Here is a 24,315-nt window from a genome sequence, read left to right as displayed (position 1 = left end):
TTCAACTTAGGGGTGCAAATAGGGTGCAATAAAAAATGATCCCCAGGTTAAATCGCCTGAGGATCACAAATAAAATATCTTATGGGAAAATCTATTTTTCCGCTTAATTACATTTTTCTAAATCGCTAGCGGCATCTGTATATCCGTTATCATAAGCTTTTTGGAAATACTCACACGCCCATTCTTTGGCCTCAGCAGTGTCACCTGCATTGAAAATCAAGCCAGCAGCGTAATTGGAGAACCCGTCATTAGGATCTACCTCCAAGGCTTTGGTCACATCATCAATACCGGCATTCACATCACCCTGGATGACCATATTGAGCAAACCGCGATACGCATAAGCTTCTGCAACATCTCCATATTTATTTAGAATACTGTTGACCTTGCTCATGGCAGACTCATATTGAGTCTCCTCAATCAAAGCAACAACTTCCTCGATCTCGTCATCTAAAGATTTGGTGCTGTTACTGTTACCTATTGGAGATACCGGTGTGGCCGGCTGAACACCTCCTGAAGATTTTTTAGGCATGGTGGTGGATCTACCCGAAGCCACAGGGATTCCAGAAATTCCCTGCTTAGAGATCATGCCCTTGAACATTTCAAAATACTCCTTCATCGGGTCATAAGCCATAGCGATTCCATCATCAGTGAAGGAACCTTCCTCTATGGTCTTTCCGTTCTGTTCTACCAAGTAAACCATCTTCCCAGAATTCACTGCAAACTGAGTGACTACGCCTTTATCTTCATTAGTATCTTGGATCAAAAATGCATCAGAACCGCCTTCAAAGGTTAAAGTAGCCCAAGTGTCTGTATCTGGCCCTAAGGCATAAATAAGATTATCTGATTCTTTATTGTAAGCTAAAATTGGACCGGTTGCCGGCTCTCCGCCTTCATTCTTTGAGATAAAGATGCCGTTATCAAACTGCTGAGCACCCCATCCGTTACTACAATCTCCAATAAAGCAGTCTTTACTGCCGTCCGCTTCTAGGTAACCCTCCATAGCCAATTCATCATCAGCATTGACCGGAAAATGAACTCCGCCTTCATTTGGAGCAATAAAATAACGGTCACTTAAAGGACTGTTGTTAAAATATAGGGCTGTGGTCAATTTAACCTCGTCAATTACAACAGCTAATCCAGTCAAGGTACCGGCTACGAACTCTCCATAAATGGCCGTTTCGCCGTCTGCAGTAATCAATACCCCAAGGCCGTTGAATTCGCCTTCTTCAAAACCTCCGTAGTAAGTCCCGGTGTCATTTGTCGTAACCCCAAAACCATCTTGGCAATCTCCTTCAAGGCATTGTGCGACTCCCATTAGAGGAATCATTAAGAATAAAGTAATTAAAGCTTTCATGTGGAATAATTATTTGCCCAAAGATAACAGAAGGTTTTAATCCTGTACATAGGGCATTTGTCGTATAGTGATTTATTGTTTATTCTGATTCAATTCGTTTTTCTGTACTGATGTATTTGCCCACTACAACCGCGGTAATGATGACCAAATAGAACTGCCCCATGAGTCCTACTAAGATCACAGCTTTCTGAGCCAAGGCAGTCGCCGGCAGCATATCGCCATAACCTACAGTCATCAAAGTGATATAACTAAAATACATCAAGGGTTCTATGAGCTCACGGCCGTTGGAAATGGCTTCTACCATCATATCTCCTTGAAAGGATCCGGGGTTGAGCCATTCGATCAACACAAAAATAAAGCAGCCTATCAATCCTAAAGAAATATAACCACTCACAAGTCCGTAAATCACATTCTTATTGACTTGCTTGGCCACCCAAACCTGTCTAATGATCTCCAAGGCCACCAGAGTGTAGAATACAAAATAACAGCCTATGCGTACAATTTTAAGGTTAGCGCTATCCACTTCGAATAGAGAATCTACACCAAAGAGACCGCTGCTTATCAGTAATAAGAGCACAAAGAACCAAAAATAACGCCCCTTTTTAGAGACCAAGACCAAACCTGTCAGCAAATTAAGCATTAAAAGCAGTGGCGCTATAAAACGATCAAAGGGTTGTTGCGGCATGATCAAGGAACCGAATAAAATGGCTACTTGAGAGAACAAGAATAGCTCAAAACGTATGTTGTAAAAACGGTCTAGCATTAATCTTCAGCAAGGGTTCTATTAAAGCTGTAATTCTTGTAATTGATACGGTAAACCACACTGTAAAAGGTCGGAATGAAAATCAAGGTAATGACCGTTCCAAACAACAACCCGATCATAATACTCACAGCCATACCTTCCCACATCTCTCCTCCACTCAAATAAAGCGGGATCAATCCGAGCACTGTGGTAAATGTTGCCAGTAATATCGGGCGGAATCGCTGCAAGCAGGCCACAATAACGGCTTCAGGTTCCTCGCGTTTTAAGACGTTCTGCTCCACTTCCATCCTATCTATGAGGACAATTGCATTGTTGATCACAATTCCCGCCAAAGAAATCACACCCAAGAAAGGCATAAAGCCAAAGGGCTCTTGGAACAGTAACAAACCAACCACCACTCCAATGATTGCTAGTGGAATGGTCAAACAGACCATAACCATCTTTCTAAAGGAGTTAAATTGAATGATTAATAATAAAACGATTATAAAACCAGAAAGCGGCAAGTATTTCACTACTGCTCCCATGTTCTCTGCCGTATTTTCTGCATCACCCCCGTATTTATAGGAATAATCTGCTCCCCACGCTTCTTGTTGTCCGTCAAGCCATGGCGTGAGTTCCCCATTGATCTGAGATGCGTTAGCACCTTCTTTTAATTCACTGGATATCACCACCGTCCTGTAAATATCCAAACGCTTGATCTTGCTGTATTGCCATTTAGGAACAATACGCGCCACTTGAGAGAGCGGAACGCTCTTTCCAGTAGATTGCGAATAAACATTTAAGGTCTCCAGAGCTTCCAAGGTTTGCTGTTGGCTGCCTAAACTGCGCATCACAATAGGAATGGACTTATCATCTTCACGATATTCTCCTGCCTGAAATCCATCTAACACGGTTTGCAAGGAGGTCGCAATATCTTGATTGGTTATTCCCGCGGTCTGACTCCGCGCTTGATCAATCTTGATCTCAAACTTTTTACTCTTGGGTCCCCAATCATCCTTCACGTTCTTAGTACCATTGATTCCGCTGAGTTTGGATTTGATCTGATCCGCAATTGTGGCCAAAACATCAGGGTCTGGTCCAGACACCTTAACCTCAATAGGCGTTCCTCCACCCCCAGATCCCAAAGCACCCACTTTGATATCTGCATTCGGGAAATTGGCAAAACAATAGGCGTCTAAACGCGCAATCATTTCATTATTGACCTCAAAACTTGAGGTATTGACCAGCAAGTGGGCATAACTGGAGTTGGCTTCATCTGGAGAATATCCTAAATCATAAGACTTAGGTCCTTCACCAATATAAGCCGACCAATCTACTATTCCATTGGCGCGCTGCTCGCTAACTTGCAAGGAGTCTTGCATAAAATCTTCTATGCCTTGAACCACATCAGAAGTGGATTCAATACGAGTCCCCAAAGGCAGATTCACATCCACCGTGATCATATTTCTATCACTGTCTGGGAAGAATACAAAAAGCACCTTAGTAAATCCGTAGAGCGACAAGAAAAAGGCCACAAAAATACCTAACAGCACCATGTATTTCTTAGAAAGCGCTATCAGGATCAGATCTAAATAATACCCTTTGAGCTTGCGAATCACCCGATCAATAATGCTTTCCTTCTTTTCTCCACTTTTATTCATCTTCAAGAACAAATAACAGAACAAGGTGATCACCGTCAATGCCATGATCCAAGAAGAAAGTAGCGCTAATGAGATGACCACGAATATAGGCCCAACAATATCTCCCATGGTCGATTCTGCCAAATAGAAAGACAAGAAGGCCGCAGAAGTAGTTAAAGTAGAGATCAACAAAGGAACAAAGAGCTCGGAACAGGCCTCAATGGCTGCCTGTTTCTTTTCTACGCCCTGTTCCATTTTAACCATAATGGTCTCTGCCACTACAATGGCATTGTCTACCATCATACCTAAAGCCATGATCAAAGCGGCCAAAGTCACCTGATTGAGTCCCATACCAATAACGCCCATAAGCATAAGGGTCATGACCACTACTATAGGGATCAAACTGGCAATAATGGCTCCAGAGCGCAAGCCCAAGAAAACCAGCATTACAATAAGTACAATGGACACGGACTGTAACAGGTTTACCACAAAGTCACTGATCTTGACATCGATGTAAGTATCTAAAGAGGCCAAGCGTTGTATTTCAAGACCTACTGGTAACTTCTGACGCCATTTGGCCATTACTTTATCCACGTCTGTTCCCAATTGGATGACATTGGATCCTTCTTTAAGGCTGACGTGCATGGAGATCGCGTCGCGTCCGTTAACGCGTACGCGCTGTTTTGGCGGATCTATATAGCCGCGCGTGACCTTGGTGATATCTCCAAGAGGTACTAATTGGGATCCTGAGCTCCCGACAGGAATCAGAGTCTCCCGAATATCTTCTATGGAATTGAAGTTGCCCGTGGGTTCTAAAATGATCCGTTCTTCATTCAAGTTGATCTGCCCACCACTACTGAGGATATTTGTGGATTGTATGATCTGTTGCAATTTGCTGGAAGACAGTCCATATTCTTTGAGTTTAGCATTGTCAAACTCAACAAAAACGCGCTCTTCTTGTTCCCCGCCAACTTCAACTTTAGCGGCATCGGGTAATTTAATGAGGTCATCCTTTATATCATCGATATACTCCTTCATCTCTGCATAAGAGAATCCGTCTGAGGTGATCCCGACCACAAGGCCGAATACTTCACCAATACCGTCGTCTTTCAAGTCTGGTTTTACCCCAGAGGGCAAGCCTTGTAAGGAGTTTAGTTTTCTGCGCAGACGATCCCAAACCGCTTGCATCTCTTCTGGTGGAACCTCATCCTTTAAAGTGACTTGCACCACAGAAAGCTCGGTTCTTGATGTTGAAGAGACCTCTTTAAGTTCAGGCAGTTCTTGCACCACCTTTTCAATTTTGTCGGTCACCAATTGTTCCACACGCTCTGGTGAGGCTCCGGAGAAAAAAGAAACCACAGAAGCCACACGCACGGTGTATGGAGGCATACTGTCTCTAGGAAGGGATTGGTACATCACTATCCCCATAAGCATAATGGTAGCCAGAATGGTAAAGGTGATTCGGTTCTTGTTTATCGAAAATTGAGTAATGTTCATGCTGAATCGATTGAGTTAAGAACCTATTGAATTGTTACTTCTTGTCCGTCCAGTAAGGTTTGCAGTCCTGCTGTAGCGATCTTCTGGCCTGGCTTTAGCCCCTCGACGATCTGAAAACCAGCTGAACTGAGATCACCTACCTTCACGCGGCTTTTCTTGACCACGGTCTTGTCTGCTTCTTGGGTGATCACAAAGACAAATCGTCCTTCACTGTCCTCTCCAACCGCTTGAGCCGGGACACGGATCATCATATCCTTTGCAGAATCTTCTCCTAAAGCAAAGGTTACGTTGGCTGCCATTCCTGATTTAACATCATCACTCACACGGTCTAAAGTTACCATGGCCGGATAAGTAGAAGTATTTAGATCTACTGCCGGTGAGAGCTCGGTCACGCGTCCTTTGAAGCTCTGCCCCTCTAAAGAAGAGAAGTTGACATCTACGGGCATATTCAAGGAAACATTATTGATAATGCTTTCTGGTAAGCCCAAGGAGATCTCCATCTCCACCCCAGCATTGAGCACAGCAATGGCTTGCCCTGCCTGAATATTCTCATCTACTTCTGCGGAGACTGCCGTGATCACCCCATCCTCTGGCGCATATAAGAACCCGTAACGGACCTGTTCCCGCTGAATTGACACCTCGCGCTTTGCAGACTCATAACTCTGCTGAGCGGTCTTATACGAGTTTTTGGCGGATTCAAAATCTGTTAAGGAAGCACTGCCTTTCTCATAGAGCACGCGGATACGGTCTAAGCCTAATTTTGCCGTGTTCATTTGTGATTCTGCACTGTTTACAGAAGTTATAGCTCGCTCGAGGCTCAAACGCGCTTGCACGTTATCTAGCTTGGCCAAGAGTTGATTCTTTTTTACCAATTGCCCGAGTTTGACATCTAACTGGACCAACACTCCCGAGCTTCTAAAACTCAGGTTGATCACCTTCTCACTTTTGGCCGTTCCACTAAAGACACGCTCTGTTGCAGAACCTGCAGTGGCTACCTCTGTATATTTCACCGGTCTAGGGTCTGCCTCTTTGACTTCTTCTTCAGAGCCGCAGGAAAATAAAAGGCTTGTGCAAACAAGAGCTAGTATACTGTGTCTCAAATTCGGTAGTTTCATCATTGCTGTTTTTTTGGATTGGGCTCGATTAGTCATTGGCATTCATAAATTCTAGGAATCGCTGCTGAAAAGCATTGTTCTCTTCCTCGGTGTGCAACAAAAAGTTATAGGAGATAAAGCGCTCCAATTGGATTGCGGTCAAAAGAAAATTATAGGTGGCACTGGCCTGCGCTAACTGGGTTTGCAAATAATTGTTCTGGGCATCTATGAGTTGAATGATACTCACAGCACCTTCGGAATAAGAGGTTTGCACCAGATCTAAAGATTCTTCCGCAGCAGCCACAGAGACCTCAGCCAGACGAATATTTGCAATTTGGTTGATTAGATTCAATACCCCAACGCTCACATTGGTTTCAATGGCCAACTCGGTATTGGCCGTATTGACTTCCAGTTGTTCTTTCTGAATCAGGGCGGTCTGTTTGTCAATGTTGTTTCTAAATCCGTCTAGGATGGGAACAGAGACGTTCACGCCTACATTGTAGTTGTCTGATGGGTCAGGATCAATACTCCCCACTCCCCATTGATTGAAATTCTGATTGAAATTGGCTTGTAAGGCCACCGTTGGAATGAAACGTCCGTAAGCGTTCAGATCAATGGTTCGATCTACGGCCTTGATGTTATAAGCAAGTGATTCTAGCTCGGGTGAATTGCGTTTGGCTTCTTCTATCAAAAACTCCACAAAAGGACGCTTGAGTTCTGGATTGTCCAGAATCTCTGCCAGTTGCTCGTAATTGTAGGACTCAAACACGCCTTGGCCAATAACAGCCTCGTCCACATCGATCACATCCATCACCGGAACATTCAATGACTGATTGATCCTTATGAAGGCCTGTTCCAATTGGTTAACGGCCTCAATAAAGACTTGGGTATTCTGCGCCAATTGACTCTCAAAACGGAGCATGTCTGATTTCCCAGCTTGTCCAGCCTCAAAGTTTTGCGTAGCAATACGCAAGTTCTCTTTGGTCAATTGAAGGTTTTGATTTTGAATACGCAAGTTAACCTTACTGATCAGCGCATTAAAATACAGGTTAGAAGATTCTAGAATAGCGTCTAGTTGAGAAGCTCTAAAGCTGGCCTCTTGGGCTTGATTCAAGTTCTTTTGAACGCTGATGTTGGCGCTAGCGGCTTCTGAATAGATGGTCTGGGTTAAATTTAGATTCCCGTCTACAGAGAATTCCGGTTGAAAGGGAGCAACTGCCACACGACGGTCTATATTGGTAAAAGTACCACTGGCTGTGAGCACCGGGTAATAATTACTCCATGCAGATTTAATGTCTTGCTCAGTGAGTTGTACACCCAATTCATTAGCGACCAAAGTTAGGTTCTGCTCTAAGGTTTTATTGATCAATCCCAACAAACTATAACTGGTCGGAGCAGATGCTTTTTGATACTGGCCCACAAAATCAGTCTGAGCGATCAAGCTGTATTTCACCGGAATCTTCAATTGATCGATTGTGTTGAAATTCACCGTGAGTCTGCGCTCTGCGTCTACAAAGACATTGAGATTTTCTAAAGGTTCGTCATTGACAAAGGCCTCAATAGACAAGGCCAAACGTCTAAATATTTGAGTTACGTCATCATTGCCGTTGTTGGTTCCCATGAGTCCCAACTCCACATCCTTAAGCCCAGAATTGGTAAATGAAGGAATGCCGTTGGCGATCAATATTTGGGCGAGCTGAGCTACCTCGTCATCAGTTAAAAAGAATCCTCCGGCTAAATAAAAGGCATCGACATCTACTATGCTGTTGGCCAAATCATCCAATGAATTAAAAGGCAATAATGTGTATTGAGCTCCAAGCTCTTCTAAAATGGGATCAAAGGTGGATTTGAGATCGATATTATCAGCTATACCCTGCTCTATGGCAATCCCCACCCGATCAAACTTGGACAGTTCGTGAAGGGTCTGCAGGTCGGCCTCAAAGGACTGCACCCCCGTCAAATAGGTAAAGTTGGTAATACCCGAAGTTCGCAAATTAGCATCTACAGCAGAAAAATCCTCAGAAATAGATCCTAATAAAATGGTCGGCTTCGGAAAGCTTTGCTGCTGTTGCATGACCAAGCTACTGCTGGTTCCAAAAGCCAAAATGATATCGGCATCACTACTTAAAAGCGCCTTGTAATTGGTCAGTGCCTGATCTACCCTAAAATTATGTGCTTTTTGATATTCTGGAGGGAACTCTATGATGGCATCCTCTCCAACTACTGCTTTGATCTCCGCGCGTAGCTGATCCAAATAACCTACGGTCTCTTCGGTTTCAATATCCACTAAAATGGCCACTTTAACCACTTCTTTTTGCTGTGCAAAACTCGCGGCACTCCAAGCAAATAAGGCTAAAACGAACAATCTCTTTTTGAGCATACTGAAACGCGTAATTTTTCTATTCATAAACTTCATCGCAGTTTAAATCGAATTAACAAACGTTCTATGGTGAGCCCTTGAACCAAAATGGAGAAAATCACCACGCAGTAGGTAATCACCAAAAATAAATCTCTGTGCATGGCCTCTGTTAAACCAAGAGCAAGCGCAATGGAAATAGCCCCTCTAAGTCCGCCCCAAGTCATTATAGCGTTGGTATGCGGAACAAAGTCTAAACGCTTTTGGAACAAGCCAATAGGGATGATCAATGAAATATAGCGGCAAATTAAGCCAATGGGGATGGCGATCAACCCGGCAATTAGAAAAGGTCTTTCGAGATCCAAAACCAAGATCTCCATACCTATAAGTACAAATAGGATCGCATTGAGTAAGATATCAATTAATTCCCAAAATTTGTCTACGTAATCTTCTGTTTGTTTAGACATGGCTTTGTGACGGATCTTTTGTCCGCCCACAACCAGTCCAGCAACTACCATGGCTAAAGGTCCAGAGACGTGTAAGTGTGTAGCCATAACCGTCCCAGCCATTACTGTGGCTAGAGTTAGTATGACCTCAATATTGTAATCGTCTATGCGCTTCATAAGTTGATAAGTGATCCACCCAAGACCCAAGCCCAAGGCAACCCCGCCCAATACCTCAACTGCGAAGAGTTCTAAAACGCTGGAGAAGGAGAATCCTGCCTCACTGTTGTCTGCCAGACCAAATATGGTCAAGAACACCACCACTCCAATTCCGTCGTTGAAAAGGGATTCCCCGACAATCTTAGCCTCCAGTTTTTTAGGAGCTCCTGCTTTTTTGAGGATTCCTAATACGGCAATGGGATCTGTTGGAGAGATCAAAGCACCGAACAGCAAACAATAGATATAATCCACTGCAAGGCCTAACAGGTCCAAAACAAAGTACATCGCTGTGCCTACCAAAAAGGTGGAGACCAATACACCAAAGGTGGCAAAAAGCAAAATAGGCCAGCGCAGTTCTTTCAGTTTTTCGAGGTCAGTATGCAGTGCGCCCGCAAAGAGCAAAAAACTCAGCATGACATCCAGTAATACGGTTTTAAAGTCAATCTGAGAGATCAAGAAGCGCTCGGCGCGTAGCAGGGTGTCATCAAAATAACTCAGTGCAAAAATCCCCAAGGTAAATAAGATGGTTACCAAGGTAAGACCGATGGTGTTCGGCAAGCGGACAAAACGAACGTTAATGTACCCGAAAAGGGCAGAGATGGTGACCAAAATACTGGTCAGCACAAAGTAATCCATGTTTGGTTAGCGTTGGTCGTTAGTGCAGTGAAGATAAAGCATCTGATCAAAAAATCCTCAGTCCTAAATCATTTTTACGAATATGTCAAAAAATAGGTGAGTATACTTAAAATACTGGTGTTGAACCCTTAACTGAGCAATGTCATGTTTTTTCTCTAGGCAAGCCGCTACCTTTTGATCACTAAATCAGCAATTATGGAAATCAAAAAAAATCCTAAAGTGAAGATCAGCGGTTGGAGTCATACCTTTTTTCTCTTTGGATTAGCGCTCATGTTATTCTTATCCTGGCGCGCCTTAGAATGGGAAACTCAGGAGCAATCCACCCTCAGCTTCACAGAGATAGATCTCGAGGCCGAATTTCAGGATGATATCCCTATTACTGAGATCATAGATAACGTACCTCCGCCACCTCCGCCACCAACTATCGTTCAAACCAGCATTGAAATTGTGGCAGACGATCTGGACATAGAAGAGACCGTGATTGAATCTACCGAGACCAATCAAGAAGAAGGTGTAGTCATTGAGATAGAAGAGGTTGAAGAAGTTGAGGAAGAGGAAGAGATCATAACCGTACCCTTTCACGTCATTGAGGAAGTGCCCATATATCCGGGCTGTGAATCCCTAGCTGATAAAACCGCGAAAAAGAAGTGCTTGTCAGATAAGGTCATGGCTTTTGTACAGAAGAACTTTGACACCGATTTGGCTGTAGAACTCGGTTTAGAAGGTCGTCAACGCATCAGTGTGCAATTTAGAATAGACGAGCGCGGAAAGGTGGTAGAAGTTAAAGCGCGGGCTCCTCACCCACGTCTAGAACAAGAGGCCATTAGTATTGTGAGTAAACTACCGCTAATGACCCCGGGCATGCAACGCGGTAAGCCTGTCGGCGTTTTATACATGCTACCGATCTTGTTTCAAGTAGAAACTCCGCATTAATAGAACATGCGTAAGGAAAAATTGGGTACTAGCCCTAAGGAATTCTGATCGACTTGCACGACTTGTGTAGAGACCGGCTCAAAGAATCTGTTGAGTACATTCTTGCGGTTCGTCAGGTTCCAAACGGAGGCAGCAACTTGAAAGCGCAGGCGTCCTTTTGTAAAACGATAGGATGCCGATGCGTCCAAGCGAATAAATTCATCCAAGTTATTCTGATTGGGAAAGCCGTAGTTGACCTCATCTTCGATCAAAGGAGTCGTAGGATCTGGTAAGGTGAAAGGTCTTCCTGTTCGCCAATTGATACCAACGGAAGCCTTGAAGCCTTTGTAATCATAGGCTAAACCCGCCGTAACGGTATGCGAAATGTCAAAATTTGACGGAAAGCTCTCTTCCAGAAGTGTGGGAAAATCATAGGTATTCTGAAGGTAAGAATAACTGGACCAAAGCTGCAGTCTCCAGATATTCTTCCTTACCAAAAAGTCAAGGCCATAGGCGGTATAGCTGCCGATGCCTTCTTCAAATTCAAATTGGTTGAGGAACCCTTGACTTCTAGCGGTAACGCCATCCACCTCTTTATAAAAGCCGGTTGCACCTATTAAAAAATCTTCCTTCTTATAATTCAAGCCGAAGGAGCCTTGCTTGCTTTGCACTATGGGAATGGTACTGTCATTAGCCAAACGCCAGCGTCGGCGTTCTACACCTAAGAAATCATTCTGAAAGTTGATGATCTGTGTAGTGACCTGATGTTTGAATTCTCCCATTGCTTCAGCAGAGAATTCAGGGGTTATGGCGTAAGCGAGTCGCAAACGAGGCTCTACTATATGAGCATCAAACTTGGGAATATAACTGTAACGTCCGCCGATATTTCCACTCCAATTGGTGTTCTGATCTGCCAAACTTAAATTGGTAAAAGCGGCGTGAATACGCACCACTTCCCCACTGAGATTTCGCACTACAGGATTATCAACATCGTCAAGGTTTCGCACCTTAGTCTCGATGAACTGGTAACCACTGCTCCATTTAAATTTGGAATTGAATTGCCAATGCGCCAAAGCTTTAATGCCGGTCTCAGAAACAGAATTCTCTTGCAAGAACCGCTGAGAGAGCTCAATGTTTGCATTGATAGCCTCCAAGATATAATCGGTATTGTACACTTCTAAAGCCGTACTGAAGCGTTCAGACCAATCGCGATTATATTGCAAACCAGCCGCAACACTGTTTTGAGAAACCTGACTCTGTCTGGAGATGATTCCGGAATCTAAGACTGTATTTTCATCAAAAACCAGTTTATTGTTGATCAACAAGAAATTGGCGCGTAGATGATCCTTATCAGAAATTCGGTGCAAATAACGCAAAGAGGTATCGTAAAACTCAAAGTTCTGATTGGTGTTGACAGTGTTCTCTTGCTGTTGAGTGACCTCTGTATTTTGAGAGATTCGGTCAAAATAGGCATCGAAGGTCGGGGTTGCGAACAAGTCACTTAAGGACTTCCGCCCAGCCAATTGCAAACTGCTATTCGCCGTGACAGGGATGTCAAAAAAGACATCCGCGTTCACCAGATTGATCCCTACATTGGCCTTGAACTTCGGGTTAATTCGCTGGGCCGTCTTCATCGCTATAGTTCCTGAGACACCATCAGTAAGCTGCGGATCTGTCCCGTTCTGAGTCAATCGCACTTCTTGATTCATCTGCGGATTAAATACGGAGATAAGTCCAAAGAAATGCCCGGATTGGTACATTTTTATGCCGTCCCATAAAATGAGATTTTGGTCGTGCGTACCTCCACGGATATTGATGTCTGAAACCGTTTCATCCACACTTTGAATTCCTGGTAAGGCTTGCACTGCCTGAAGCACATCGGCCTCTATGAGACCGGGTAATGCGCTAAATTTATCAAAATCTATTCGGTATTCACCAGAGGTAAGTCGATCTACCCCTTTGACCAAATACTGCTGCAAATAGACCGTACCCAATTGCTGCTGATTGGCAACCATATAGATCGGTTCACAACTGCGCTTGAAAAATTTAGCCTGCCTGTTAAGCGTTTTGTACCCTAAATAACTGATCTGAACTTGAGCTTGCGGATCTACTTCCACAAGTTCAAAATATCCTTCTTCATTAGTGATCGTAGCCTTACGCCCAACTTGCACGTTAGCAAAGGCCAAGGGCGTTTGGTCATCCTTATCCTGCAGATATCCGCAAAGGGTAACTCCAGTAGCCACAGATCGTTTGATGACACTAACGGTCGTTGAGTCCAAAAAGTGGTATTCCAGTAGGGTTTGACTTCGGAGTTGTACGAGAGCCTCTTCTAAAGTCAAATTGGACTCTGGTAGGGAGGCCGTCATGCCTTCAAGGATCTGAGGGTCGTAGTTAAAATCTACTTCGTAGCGCTCTTCCAAAGCGTCGAGAACTTCACGCAATGGGAACTCTTGCTGCGCTTGAGCCAAACTAGGGACCCAAAGCAGAAGTATCAATAAAATGCCGTGTTTAAAGTGTCTACTCACTCAGTGTTACTGCTGTTCCGTTAATGGTGTAGGTTAGCTGTAAAGGGGTTGTTAGTTGTTTCAAGGCTTGCTCCAAATTCTCATGGGTAAAAGCACCGGTAAATTGTCTTTTCAAGATAGACGGGCTGGCATTGATATCTACCTCATAATAGCGTTCTAATTCATCCAAAACCAAGGCTACAGAGACGGCATCAAAACTCGATTTGTTCGCGATCCAAGAAGGACTTGAATCGTTCACTTTGAATATTCGCGCCTCTCCTTGAAAGAATCGGATGGCATCTCCGGGAAGCAATTCTTGTTTAGCATCGCCATAAGTCACTGCCACACGGCCCTCATAACAGACCACTTGAAAGAACTCTCCACGATCCATTACATTGAACTCGGTTCCTAAAACAGTAACCTTCCCTTGCTTAGAGATCACATCAAAGACTTGGCCCTTGGCCACTTTAAAATAGGCCTCACCATTCAATTGTACCTCACGAGCCTCCGCCCAGGAGTCTTCACTAAAACTCAGGTTAGAACCAGCGTTTAACGCTACCTCAGAATTATCTGGGAGCACAACCGTTTTTTGCTCTGCCAAGGCGGTTGCTACTTTGGTACTGTCATCATTGAAAAGGGTGAAATACACCCCTAATGCAATGACCAAGATCGCGGCAATTCGCATTAGAGGCCTTAGGTATTGAAGCCTACCGCCCTCCTTTTTGGGCAAGGCTGCAAGTACTTCTTCAAAATCCTTTGGCTGAGAAAATTGATCAGCTTTAAAAGCCTTTGCATCCGCAAGTAAGGCCTTGTAATAGCCATACTCCGGATCTTGCTCGACCTGCTTTAGCTCCTGCTCGGTGAGGTCGTCATTCAACCATTTATGTAGTAGTTTTTCATCCATAGTTCTTGCTCATCTATAGGAGTAACAACCCACAGGCAAAAAATCCTGATTATTTTGTTCTAAAATTTTCCAACTGTTCCTTTAAAACGGCAAAAGCCGAATAAATTCTATACTCCACTACTTTTTTAGTCACCCCTAAAAGCTCTGCGATCTCTGCTTGCTTCTTACCTTCTATCTTACTCAAAGTAAATGCAACGCGCTGCTCTTCTGTTAAAGAAGCCAAAACCTGCTTGTAGCGCTCGTAATATTCCGCAGAACGCATAATAAATTCCGGGTCTTCATTAGTGTGTTTTGGGACGCTTTGCTGCTGATGCTTTAAAACCACCTTCTTGTGTTTCAAGCTATTTAGCATCAAGTTAGAAGCTGTGGTAAACAAAAAAGCTTTCGCCTTGTCTGGAGTCACCTTTTTACAGTTCTCCCAAAGCTTAATAAAGGCCTCCTGAGTTTTGTCTGCAGGTTCTGCAACGGCTCCGAATTTATAGTAAAGAAAATTGTGTACATCCTTACTCAAGGTGCGATAAAGCCGCTCAAATACTGCAGATTCACATACATCTTTATGAAGGTTTTTTGCCAAGTCCTGTGGTGTTTAGCTAAAGGTAGAAAAATTAATTTCAAAAGAATCAGGACAAATGTCAGGATTTTTTTCAATTGGGTTGTTTACTTTACAAACCACGCCAAATCGGCCATTAAAGAAACAGAAAATGAAACTACTTAAACTGCCCGTATTGATGATTTTGATGAGCGCCCTGCTCCTCACATCATGTCGCACGGAGGAATCAGAAGTGATCAACCCTAATAATGAAGAAACCCTAGAAGCCAATAGTGTTGTTGCTGGATTGATGCAACGCGTTAGTTTGAGTGACGGTTCTCTAGACAATATTATAGACAGCGCCAACTGCTTCACGGTGAATCTGCCTGTGACCGTTATCGTGAACGGTATCGAGGTAACTGTAAACACCGAAGCTGATTATGAGCTTATAGAAGATATTTTAGACGAGTCTGATGACGACACGGACACCGTGGAAATTGTTTTCCCGATTACGGTAACGCTTTCAGACTATACGGAGGTAACCTTGAATTCTATTGAAGAATTCTTGGCCTTAGCCCTTACCTGTCCCGATGAGGGAGAGACCGATCCTGACATTGAATGCTTGGATTTTGTTTATCCAATCACCGCCACGATCTTCAACCCGGTAACTGAGGAATTAGAGACCGTTGTCATTGAGAACGATGAGCAACTTTACGAATTCTTAGAACTTATTGAAGAAGGCGATGTGGTTAATATCGAATTCCCAATCAGTATTGTACTTGCTGATGGCACCACGGTAGTCATTGAAGATCTGGAGCAATTAGAAGATGTTATTGAAGAGGCTGAGGATGCCTGCGATGAAGACGACGACTACGATTATGATGACGACGATTGTGAAGACTGCACTACCGATGATCTAGTTGATCTAATTACGGGCTGTTCTCCTTGGTTTGTTGACAAACTAGAGATTGACGATGCTGACCTTGAAGATAGCTATGACGGATACCTCTTCACTTTCACAGAAAGTGGTGAGATCCTTGTAGAAAATGATACAGACGAATTTATAGGGTCTTGGGGCAGCACAGGTTCTGGTGAAGCGATCACGGTAGAGATAGATATTCCAGAGCTACCAGATTTTAATGCCAATTGGATCTTACACGAGATCGATGATGCTCCGGGGGAATTCGAGATAGACCTTAGACTTGGAGACGATCGCTTGCGCTTTGAGAGCGACTGTGAAGGTTCCGGTGGTGGCGATCCAGACCCAGAGGCAGAAGCATTAGCGGCTGTTTTAACGGACGGAGCTTGGTTCGTAACCAACTACTTTGATGATGTGGACGAGACCAACTTATTCTGCGAGTACACCTTTGAATTTGGTGCCGATGGCACTGCCGTAGCTGTAGCAGGAGACGAGACTGTAGAAGGGGAATGGGATATCATTAATGACGACACCGGACTGGACCTTTTTCTCGACTTTGGAGAAGCCTTCCCTTTTGATGAGATCCTTGACGATTGGGAGGTCATTGAATTTGACGAGAACGTGATTAGACTGCGCGATATCAGTGGCGGTGACGGGACTGAAGACCTTTTAACTTTTGGCCGTGAAGCGACAACTTGCGACTAATTCAGAACAAAAACAAACTAACAATTTATATCATGAAAACAATTAAATCCTCACTATTCGCCCTTCTAGCTGTAGTAGCACTTACTACAGTTAGCTGCAGCGAAGACGACAACAACAATAATAACAACAATGCTGCCGCGAATCTTTTGGCAGAAGAACTCAGAAACACTGCCTCCTCTGGAACCTGGCGCGTAAGTCGATACGAAGACAATGGACAAAACGAAACCAGTGATTACAACGGCTACTCATTCACTTTTGGAAGTGATGGGATGCTTACAGCCACAAATAGCTCCAATACCGTAACCGGAACTTGGTCTGTGACTGTAGACAGTTCTTCCAGTGATTCTTCTGATGATGACGGCTCTGATGACTCTGATGATGTAGACTTTAATATCTTCTTTGCTTCACCAGCTGATTTTGAAGAACTTTCTGATGATTGGGATATTGTATCAAGAACAGATACCCGCATTGAACTGATTGATATTAGCGGTGGTGATGGAAGTATTGAATACCTCACCTTTGAGAAAAACTGATGCAATTATGTTTGGTTGAAAAAGACCGAAGCTCTTCATAGCCTCAATTACCGGAATTCGGTCTTGAAAAGTCACCTCTTAAAAAGGAGGTGGCTTTTTTTATTGAACGGAAATGCGATACCCTAGACTAACTCCATAGGTGTCTCTAAAGCCGTCTCCCCAGTCTGCAGCCGCCTGAAGGTTTAGTTTGCCGTACTTTTTAAAGTCGTACTGAAAACCGACAAAAGTATTGAGGATCTGCTGTGGAGGATCAATTCTATTGTCCAATCTAAAAGATCCAAAGTTCTCCCAGGCAGTAGCCTTGGTATAGACCAACCAAGAACCTCTACCCGCGCTTAAACCCAAATGGATTCCTCTAACGCGGTTGTTGGCAATCTCCAAACCAGTTTCATCCATTGTAATAAAAGGCAATCCTAAAATGTTTCCGTCATAGGTCCATCCGGAGCGGTAAACGCCACTTCTAAAATAATTATCCCTACCCGCGTCACCAGTGGCTCCGCTTTGATCTGTAGTTTGGAAATACTCCACCACCAAACCTTTAAAGAGACTGGTGTAGTCTTCTGTATTGGGGTCATAATAAAAACCCCAAATACCATCTGGAAAATTCTTTAAACGAGTACCCGAACCGTCCTCAAAAGGGTGTGAGTGATAAAAGCGCAAATTCCCGTAGGTGGTGCGGTGATTGACTTCAAGTTCGTATAATCCTAAATGGTTCCCTAGCGCATTGGCTCTATCGGTATCTGAAGCAGCATCGCTTCCTTGACTGGCAAAAAAAATGTCAATAAAATCTGAGAAGCCAGATGGTTGTTCGCCGCGTTCTGGAGAGTTACCACCCCATTGCGCGTAATGCTGAATTCCCGCTTTTAACGTGGTTCTTGGGCTTAAATTGATCACAGCAGCCAATCGTTTAAAATGCAACATGGCGTCATCCACGAAGCGGTCATCATTGAGCTCATAGTGTCCGATCCCCCAATCCAAAGCGACTCCTTTAAAAATTCGTTGTGGTGTTGGGGCTTCCACCAAGATTCCCGGAAGTGCTCTGGCATTACCGCTGAGTAAAAAGTTATCTTGAACGAGGCCTAAACCTTCAAATCGATCTTCATTTCTACGTGAACCCACAACTACAGACAGCCAAGGTGTATCCAGTTGTGCATATAATTCATCGCGTTGCAGTTCATCAGGGACTTCATCACGATAAAACAAACTGGCTTTGGCAGATAGCACCCAACCGTTATTGAGTCTTAGGTTTCCGGACAATCCACCGTCTATTAGGAAATTGGTTTCCCTATCAACTGCACCGTTAGTATTGGCTTGCATCCAAAAAGGTAAGTTTTGTTGGCTGCTTCTGAATATACTGGCTCCAGCAGTTGCTTCATAGTTGTACTCTTGCGCAATCAAGGTTGAGAAACAAAGCAAAAATACCCCGAGCATTGAGGTTTTAGGCAGATTTAAACGCATGAGTTCTGGATTATTTTTTCTGTAGCACCTCTGGTGCGACAATCTCTGGTTGATCAACTTTAGTTTCCTTGAGATCTGTCATGTCCTGATCACTGAGATCTAAACATTCAAAGTCGGAGTTCTTGCTAATAAACTCAGGAACTAAGGCCTTCATTTTAGTCACCACACTGTTATCATCGTGCCTTAACGCCGCTTCAATGATCTTATTCACCTTAGTGCTTACAATGTCAAAGTCCTTGATGACATCCTTCGCGATAAGTATTTTCTCATGATGCGTAGGAAGCGCTCGAGACGAATCACTGATCAGTTCTTCGTAAAGCTTTTCTCCCGGACGCAGGCCTGTGATCTTTATGGCAATCTCTTTATCAGGCTCATAGCCTGCCAATTTGATCATCTTTTTAGCAAGATCCATGATCTTAACGGGTTCGCCCATATCAAAGATGTAGATCTCTCCTCCCTGTCCCATAGCGCCAGCCTCTAATACCAATTGGCACGCCTCAGGAATGGTCATGAAATAACGAATGATATCGGGGTGAGTAATCGTTACGGGGCCTCCTTTTTCAATCTGCTTTTTAAACAGCGGCACTACACTTCCGTTGGATCCTAGGACGTTTCCGAAACGGGTAGTAATAAATTTTGTTTCAGGAGAATTGCCTTCACTATTTACATAATAATTGCGCGACTGCACGTACATCTCTGCTGCGCGTTTGGAAGCTCCCATGACATTACTTGGATTCACAGCCTTGTCTGTAGAAACCATTACAAAACGCTTCACCTTATTCAACACAGCTAGATCGGCCAAATTTTTGGTTCCGTATACATTGGTGATCACAGCCTCTGGTGAATTATCTTCCATAAGCGGTACGTGCTTGTAGGCCGCCGCGTGATAGATCACGTCAATACTGTATTTCTTAAAGAAAACGCCTAAACGATTTCTATTAGCCACATCACAGATCAAACACTTAATGTTTAAATCTGGGTGATTGGCCTGTAGCTCCAATTGAAGGTTATGCAGTGGTGTTTCTGCTTGATCTAACACCAAAACCAATTTAGGGTTGAATTTGGCCAATTGGCGCACGATCTCGCTTCCTATAGACCCCGCACCTCCAGTTACCAGAATGGTTTTATTGCTGAGCTGCTTGATCTTGTCGTCATTGTGCAGCACGATAGGTTCGCGCTCCAGAAGATCTTCAATCTGCAGATTTTTTACCTGATTGGCTACCGATTTATTCTCACTCCAGTCTAAAACCAATGGAGAATTGTAAACCTTGATATCGTGTTCTAAACAATCTTCAACGATAGCAAATTTCTGATTTGCGGAAAGATCACTACCCGACATAATTACCGCCGTAGCATTGAGCCTTTGTATGTGATCACTAACCTTAGACTGTAGCTTCTCAACAGGTTTTCCAAGTATCTGAAGGCGCTTGTTGATACTGCGCGTTGCTACAAAACCTTGAATTTGAAAACGCTGCGGATGTTCAATATCCAAAGCGGCTGCGATTGAGATGGCATTCTCATCAATACCGATGATCACCGCTTTCTCCATTTCTTCCCCTTTTTGAGCAATTTTGAAATACTCGTAGAGTTGCTTCACCGCCAATCGGAATAAGAATAAAAAGGTAAAGGAGAAAAATAGATAAAGTACCAAAGAAGAATTCAAGAAGATCTTCTCCCCTTTCATGGCTACCATGGAATAGTTGATCACCATAAGCGCCCCAAAAGTGCTTACAGAGGCTAACAACAGTTTTAAGGCATCCATGTAAGAGCTGTGTCGTACCAAGCCCGCATAGGTCTTAAAGAGCAGCATAAAGCCAAAATGCACTCCGACGACCATTAAAATCTGCTGGGTAGCACTCAATAAAGGTAAATACTGGATTTGAAGATCTTTCAAGACTATTGCCGTAAGGACAATAGAACAAACCAATAAAAATGTGTCAATAAGTAGTACGCACCATCTCGGTAAATACTTTAGACTTCTAACGTCTAATGCATTATCCTTAGAGGAAAGAATGATTTGAAGCGCGTTACGTAATTTTCCTGCCATACTCGCATGCTGTTGCTACTCCATAAATTGAAGTATCGCCTTTTTTATCCGGTCCCTGTCAGCATCAGTCAAATTGGAACCAGAAGGCATGCACAATCCTTTTTTAAATAACTCTTCCGCAGTGCCGTCGCCATAAAATAAGGCTCCGTCAAAAACCGGCTGTAGGTGCATAGGCTTCCACAAAGGTCTGCTTTCTATGTTATTTGCTTGCAAAAATATACGTAATTTTTCATTATTCCGCTGATCATCGGATTTTTTAAAGATTATAGCGGACAACCAGTGGTTGCTGTAGGCATCTTCTGAGGATTCCTCCAGGACTTCCACCAAGTCTGAATCTTTGAACAGATCGCGGTAAAATTCGTTGTTCTTTCTGCGCAAGGCAACGTGTTTGTCCAAAACCTCCATCTGCCCTCTACCAATACCCGCAACGATATTACTCATGCGGTAATTATAGCCGATCTCCGAGTGTTGATAATGCGGTGCTTGATCTCTGGCTTGAGTGGCCCAGAACACAGTTTTTTGCTTTTGCGCTTCTGTACGGCACACTAAAGCGCCTCCACCAGAGGTAGTGATGATCTTGTTTCCGTTGAATGATAAAATGGAAAGATCCCCAAAAGTACCGCACTTGCGACCCTTATAACTAGAACCTAGTGCCTCTGCAGCATCTTCTATCAAAAAGATGCCGTACTGCTTACAGATGGCCTCGATCTTATCAATTTGAGCCGGCATCCCGTAAAGGTGCACCATCAATACTGCCTTGGGCTTGACACCCGCTGCCATCCTTGCCTTAATGGCGGTCTCCAAATGTTCCGGACTCATATTCCAAGTCGTGGCCTCTGAATCTACAAATACAGGGGTTGCCCCTTGATAAATGATAGGGTTTGACGTACCGCAGAAGGTGAACGATTGGCAGAGCACTTCATCTCCTGCTCCAACGCCAGCATGCAATAGCGCCAAGTGAATTGCAGCAGTACCTGATGATAAACAGGCCGCGTGATTTCCAGGACCTAAATAATCTTCAATCGCCTGTTCAAAACCATTTACGTTGGGTCCCAAAGGAGCAATCCAATTCTGGGCAAAGGCCTCGTTGACATAATTCTGTTCTGTTCCTCCCATGTGCGGAGAAGACAGCCATATTTTGGGTAGTTCGCTCATAAAACAGTTTTTATGATATAGCCAATATCTTTAAAGATACTGTAGTTCTCTATGTATTCTTTGTTCAGTTCGACCTTTTTTGGCCAGATCACCTCAGCATTGTATTTTTCTGGATCGTCTTGGGCTGCTAAAAGGGCTTCTTCGTCTTTAAAGTAAATAGAAGCGGGACCCGTGATACCCGGTCGGATATCGAGTAAAACGCGGTCTTCTCCTTCTAGTTTATCCATAAAACCGGGAACATCAGGACGTGGCCCTACAAAGCTCATCTCGCCTTTAAAAACATTGATCAACTGTGGCAATTCATCCAACTTAGATTTTCTCCAAAAAGCTCCCATCTTGGTAATACGCGGGTCTTTGCTGGTGCTCACCGTTGTGGTTACGCCTTCGATATTGCGCATGGAACGTAGTTTATATACTTTAAAGAGTTTAGCATCTTTACCCACCCGTGTTTGTTTAAAAAAGCCGGATAAACCCGTATCTAATCTGGCCAAAACGGCACAGATCAAGATCAACCAACCAAAAAGCACGAGCCCAATGGTTGAGACCAGCAGATCAAAGACACGTTTAATAAACTTATTGGCTGGAGACATTGCTGTAATTTAAGGCTAGTAAGGTTGGTTCACAAATTTCATTCAAAGCCTCTTGCTCTTCTGCGCTGAGCTTTTTGTGCGAGCCAACGCTGCGATTAGAGACCCTTGCAACGGCCTTGGCAATTTCTTCTGACTTGGCTCCATTCTTCCCTAAAAAATCTAGAATGGTTTTTAGTTCATCCTGCGGATTGTTGACAAATCGCTCGTATTTCACCTCAATGAATTGATCAGCGGCTAATTTGTCCTTATCGGCTTGAGTAGCCTGGACGCAGGCTTGCCATTGCAGGGCACAAACCTCCAAAAGGCTCTTGTTTTTGAAATCCGCATCAATTCCCGGATATACAGGACCCCAAAAAGAAAGTCTATCCGCGCCAAAAGCTTGTTTTAAACGATTAATTCCAAACTTCCAGATATAATACGGCAGATCGCGCAAAGGCGTTTGCTTGAGCTTTTTTAAGGTGTAATTGAGTTCGAAGGGAGCCGTCCAACGGATCTTAGCACTTGGTGCCACATCGCGCCCATCTCTGTTGATCAAAATGTATTTGGCCTCTGGAAAAACCTCGTGAACAAAGGCCAATCGCAAGGAGTTTGCGCAGGTCTTCTCCACTACATATTCCAAGTTCTGTACTTTCTTGAGCTGATTGAATCGCCCTCGAATGTAGTTCTTAACCTTGGGACGAGCCAATTCTGGACTCAAAATATCGGTAGGCTTAAAACGATTGCCATACCTCCAAACCGGATTGATCTCGTCACAATCCCAGGTTCCAAAACCATCGATGGAACAGATCACATCGCGCAGCATATTGGTTCCGGTTCTACCAGCACCAATGATAATTACTGGTGTATGGTTTAATTCTTTTGGCATAACATTTTGAGTTTTTCTTCTATAGCATCAACACTAGATTCTAGCGACAGTGCTTTTCGATAATAAGCCGCGCCTTGTACTCCAAGCGCTTTTCGTTTATCGGCATCCAAATCTAAAAAGGCGTGAATAGCGCGTATAAAGTCCTCGGTGCTATCGGGTTCAAAGGCAAAACCTGCATCAGCGGCTTCTAAGATCTCTTTGGCATCTCCTTTTAAGCCCATCAGAATAGGTTTTCCTGATTTTAAATAGGCCAATATCTTAGATGGAATGGTGATCTCAAAGAGTGGGTCCTTTTTTAAGTGAACCAAAAGTACATCCGCAGCATTTAAGAACATACTCACCTCTTCAGATTGTACCCGAGGGATGAACTGCAAATTATTTAAGCCCATGCTCGTAGCTTTTTCTTTGAGGCGCGTTTCATCAGCTCCTCCGCCCAACAGGATAAAGTTTATGCGTTTATCGCCTTTATCTTGAAAGACCTTCGCAGCTTCTAAAACCACATCTAAAGCCTGTACGATTCCTAAGTTACCTGCATAGAGCAGATTCACAGCATCTGTCTTAAAATACTGTTCGTAACGTTGCTTGTCCAAAGGAGTATCATCAATACGATCACGAGACCAATTACTCACAAATTGCATTTTCTCTGCCGGTACGCCTTTGGCGGTCAATTTTTTCTTGAAACCCGGGGTACAAACGGTAATGAAGCCTGCATTGCGGTAATTCCAATTACACCATGCGTTGATAATCTTCAGTGCTTTAGGATTGGTAAGCATGCCTGAGGTGGCAACAGTCTCTGGCCAGAGGTCGTTGATATCATATACAAAACGTACCCCGCGCAACTTTTTGAGCACAATTGCGGGAACAGCTACCGGGATAGCCCCTTGGTACACAAAACAGACATCGGGCTTTTTAACGAGCCACAGTCCAATAAAAGTCGCGCTAAGCGCATAGCTCAAATAGTGCAAAAAACGTTTGAACCCAGATGCACTGTGATCGGGATAGATTGGCACACGGATCAAGTTCACCCCTTCCATTTGTTCGCGTTTGTACAAGCGCTGTTTAAAGCCAGGATATATTTTTCCTATCGGATAGGAAGGAAACCCGGTCAACACCTCTACCTCATGGCCGCGCCATACCAATTCTTTGGCAAAATCAAGGCTCTTAGCAGTGGGTTCCGGATTAAAGAGTTGTTTTACAATTAGGATACGCATGG

The 24,315-nt window shown here is 43.8% G+C and carries 18 protein-coding genes; 3 read left to right on the top strand and 15 right to left on the bottom strand.

Features of this window, described 5'->3' with window-relative positions; genetic code table 11:
- Window positions 1-103 precede the first annotated feature (103 nt).
- The 6 genes from POW22_RS14095 to POW22_RS14070 form a co-directional block, all read right to left on the bottom strand.
- On the bottom strand, window positions 104-1,354 hold the full coding sequence (locus tag POW22_RS14095; RefSeq protein WP_272833403.1) for a tetratricopeptide repeat protein: 1,251 nt from the start codon (window positions 1,352-1,354) through the stop codon (window positions 104-106).
- Between the two features lie 79 nt (window positions 1,355-1,433).
- Complete coding sequence (locus POW22_RS14090) at window positions 1,434-2,117, bottom strand: ion channel (protein WP_272833402.1); 684 nt, start codon at window positions 2,115-2,117, stop codon at window positions 1,434-1,436.
- Window positions 2,117-5,233 carry an efflux RND transporter permease subunit gene (locus tag POW22_RS14085; protein WP_272833401.1) on the bottom strand — a complete coding sequence of 1,039 codons (3,117 nt, stop codon included), beginning with the start codon at window positions 5,231-5,233 and terminating at the stop codon, window positions 2,117-2,119. Before POW22_RS14085 ends, POW22_RS14090 begins: the two co-directional genes overlap by 1 nt.
- A gap of 23 nt (window positions 5,234-5,256) precedes the next feature.
- Entirely contained in the window at window positions 5,257-6,351 is a 1,095-nt protein-coding gene (locus POW22_RS14080; RefSeq protein WP_272833400.1) for an efflux RND transporter periplasmic adaptor subunit, read from the bottom strand.
- Between the two features lie 25 nt (window positions 6,352-6,376).
- Entirely contained in the window at window positions 6,377-8,734 is a 2,358-nt protein-coding gene (locus POW22_RS14075) for a TolC family protein (protein ID WP_272833399.1), read from the bottom strand.
- Window positions 8,735-8,739: 5 nt separating this feature from the next.
- Complete coding sequence (locus POW22_RS14070) at window positions 8,740-9,981, bottom strand: cation:proton antiporter (RefSeq protein WP_272833398.1); 1,242 nt, start codon at window positions 9,979-9,981, stop codon at window positions 8,740-8,742.
- 195 nt (window positions 9,982-10,176) lie between these two features.
- On the opposite strand from POW22_RS14070, the gene POW22_RS14065 reads away from it, so the two are divergent.
- On the top strand, window positions 10,177-10,914 hold the full coding sequence (locus tag POW22_RS14065; RefSeq protein WP_272833397.1) for an energy transducer TonB: 738 nt from the start codon (window positions 10,177-10,179) through the stop codon (window positions 10,912-10,914).
- Here POW22_RS14065 and POW22_RS14060 read toward each other — a convergent pair.
- From POW22_RS14060 to POW22_RS14050, 3 genes are read right to left on the bottom strand one after another with little or no spacing between them, the layout of a single operon-like run.
- Window positions 10,911-13,388 carry a TonB-dependent receptor gene (locus POW22_RS14060; protein WP_272833396.1) on the bottom strand — a complete coding sequence of 826 codons (2,478 nt, stop codon included), beginning with the start codon at window positions 13,386-13,388 and terminating at the stop codon, window positions 10,911-10,913. The genes POW22_RS14065 and POW22_RS14060 overlap by 4 nt on opposite strands.
- A 22-nt stretch (window positions 13,389-13,410) precedes the next feature.
- Window positions 13,411-14,301 carry a FecR family protein gene (locus tag POW22_RS14055; protein WP_272833395.1) on the bottom strand — a complete coding sequence of 297 codons (891 nt, stop codon included), beginning with the start codon at window positions 14,299-14,301 and terminating at the stop codon, window positions 13,411-13,413.
- A 49-nt stretch (window positions 14,302-14,350) separates the two neighbouring features.
- Entirely contained in the window at window positions 14,351-14,875 is a 525-nt protein-coding gene (locus tag POW22_RS14050; protein ID WP_272833394.1) for an RNA polymerase sigma factor, read from the bottom strand.
- A 127-nt stretch (window positions 14,876-15,002) separates the two neighbouring features.
- Between POW22_RS14050 and POW22_RS14045 the strand changes: the two genes are divergently transcribed.
- Both POW22_RS14045 and POW22_RS14040 read left to right on the top strand, forming a co-directional pair.
- The gene (locus POW22_RS14045) at window positions 15,003-16,454 is read left to right on the top strand and encodes a hypothetical protein (protein WP_272833393.1); all 1,452 of its coding nucleotides are present in this window, start codon (window positions 15,003-15,005) and stop codon (window positions 16,452-16,454) included.
- A 32-nt stretch (window positions 16,455-16,486) separates the two neighbouring features.
- Complete coding sequence (locus POW22_RS14040) at window positions 16,487-16,987, top strand: hypothetical protein (protein ID WP_272833392.1); 501 nt, start codon at window positions 16,487-16,489, stop codon at window positions 16,985-16,987.
- Between the two features lie 99 nt (window positions 16,988-17,086).
- On the opposite strand, the gene POW22_RS14035 is transcribed toward POW22_RS14040, so the two are convergent.
- From POW22_RS14035 to POW22_RS14010, 6 genes are read right to left on the bottom strand one after another with little or no spacing between them, the layout of a single operon-like run.
- A complete protein-coding gene (locus tag POW22_RS14035) occupies window positions 17,087-18,445 on the bottom strand; it encodes a capsule assembly Wzi family protein (RefSeq protein ID WP_272833391.1) in 1,359 nt (452 codons plus the stop codon).
- Window positions 18,446-18,455: 10 nt separating this feature from the next.
- Entirely contained in the window at window positions 18,456-20,492 is a 2,037-nt protein-coding gene (locus POW22_RS14030) for a polysaccharide biosynthesis protein (RefSeq protein ID WP_272833390.1), read from the bottom strand.
- A gap of 15 nt (window positions 20,493-20,507) precedes the next feature.
- Window positions 20,508-21,647 (bottom strand): DegT/DnrJ/EryC1/StrS family aminotransferase, encoded by a 1,140-nt coding sequence (locus POW22_RS14025; protein WP_272833389.1) that lies wholly within the window; start codon window positions 21,645-21,647, stop codon window positions 20,508-20,510.
- Window positions 21,644-22,237: a sugar transferase gene (locus POW22_RS14020; RefSeq protein WP_272833388.1), complete on the bottom strand. Its 594-nt coding sequence runs from the start codon at window positions 22,235-22,237 to the stop codon at window positions 21,644-21,646. The genes POW22_RS14025 and POW22_RS14020 overlap by 4 nt, the downstream gene beginning before the upstream one ends.
- Window positions 22,221-23,102: a sulfotransferase family protein gene (locus POW22_RS14015; RefSeq protein WP_272833387.1), complete on the bottom strand. Its 882-nt coding sequence runs from the start codon at window positions 23,100-23,102 to the stop codon at window positions 22,221-22,223. The genes POW22_RS14020 and POW22_RS14015 overlap by 17 nt, the downstream gene beginning before the upstream one ends.
- Window positions 23,087-24,313, bottom strand: a complete 1,227-nt coding sequence (locus POW22_RS14010; protein WP_272833386.1) for a glycosyltransferase family 4 protein — start codon at window positions 24,311-24,313, stop codon at window positions 23,087-23,089. The genes POW22_RS14015 and POW22_RS14010 overlap by 16 nt, the downstream gene beginning before the upstream one ends.
- Window positions 24,314-24,315 lie beyond the last annotated feature (2 nt).

Origin of the sequence: Gilvibacter sediminis (assembly GCF_028561565.1) — a bacterium.
Lineage (GTDB): Bacteria > Bacteroidota > Bacteroidia > Flavobacteriales > Flavobacteriaceae > Gilvibacter > Gilvibacter sediminis.
Note: the sequence above shows the minus strand (reverse complement) of the source record. Positions and strands in the feature narration are given on the sequence as shown.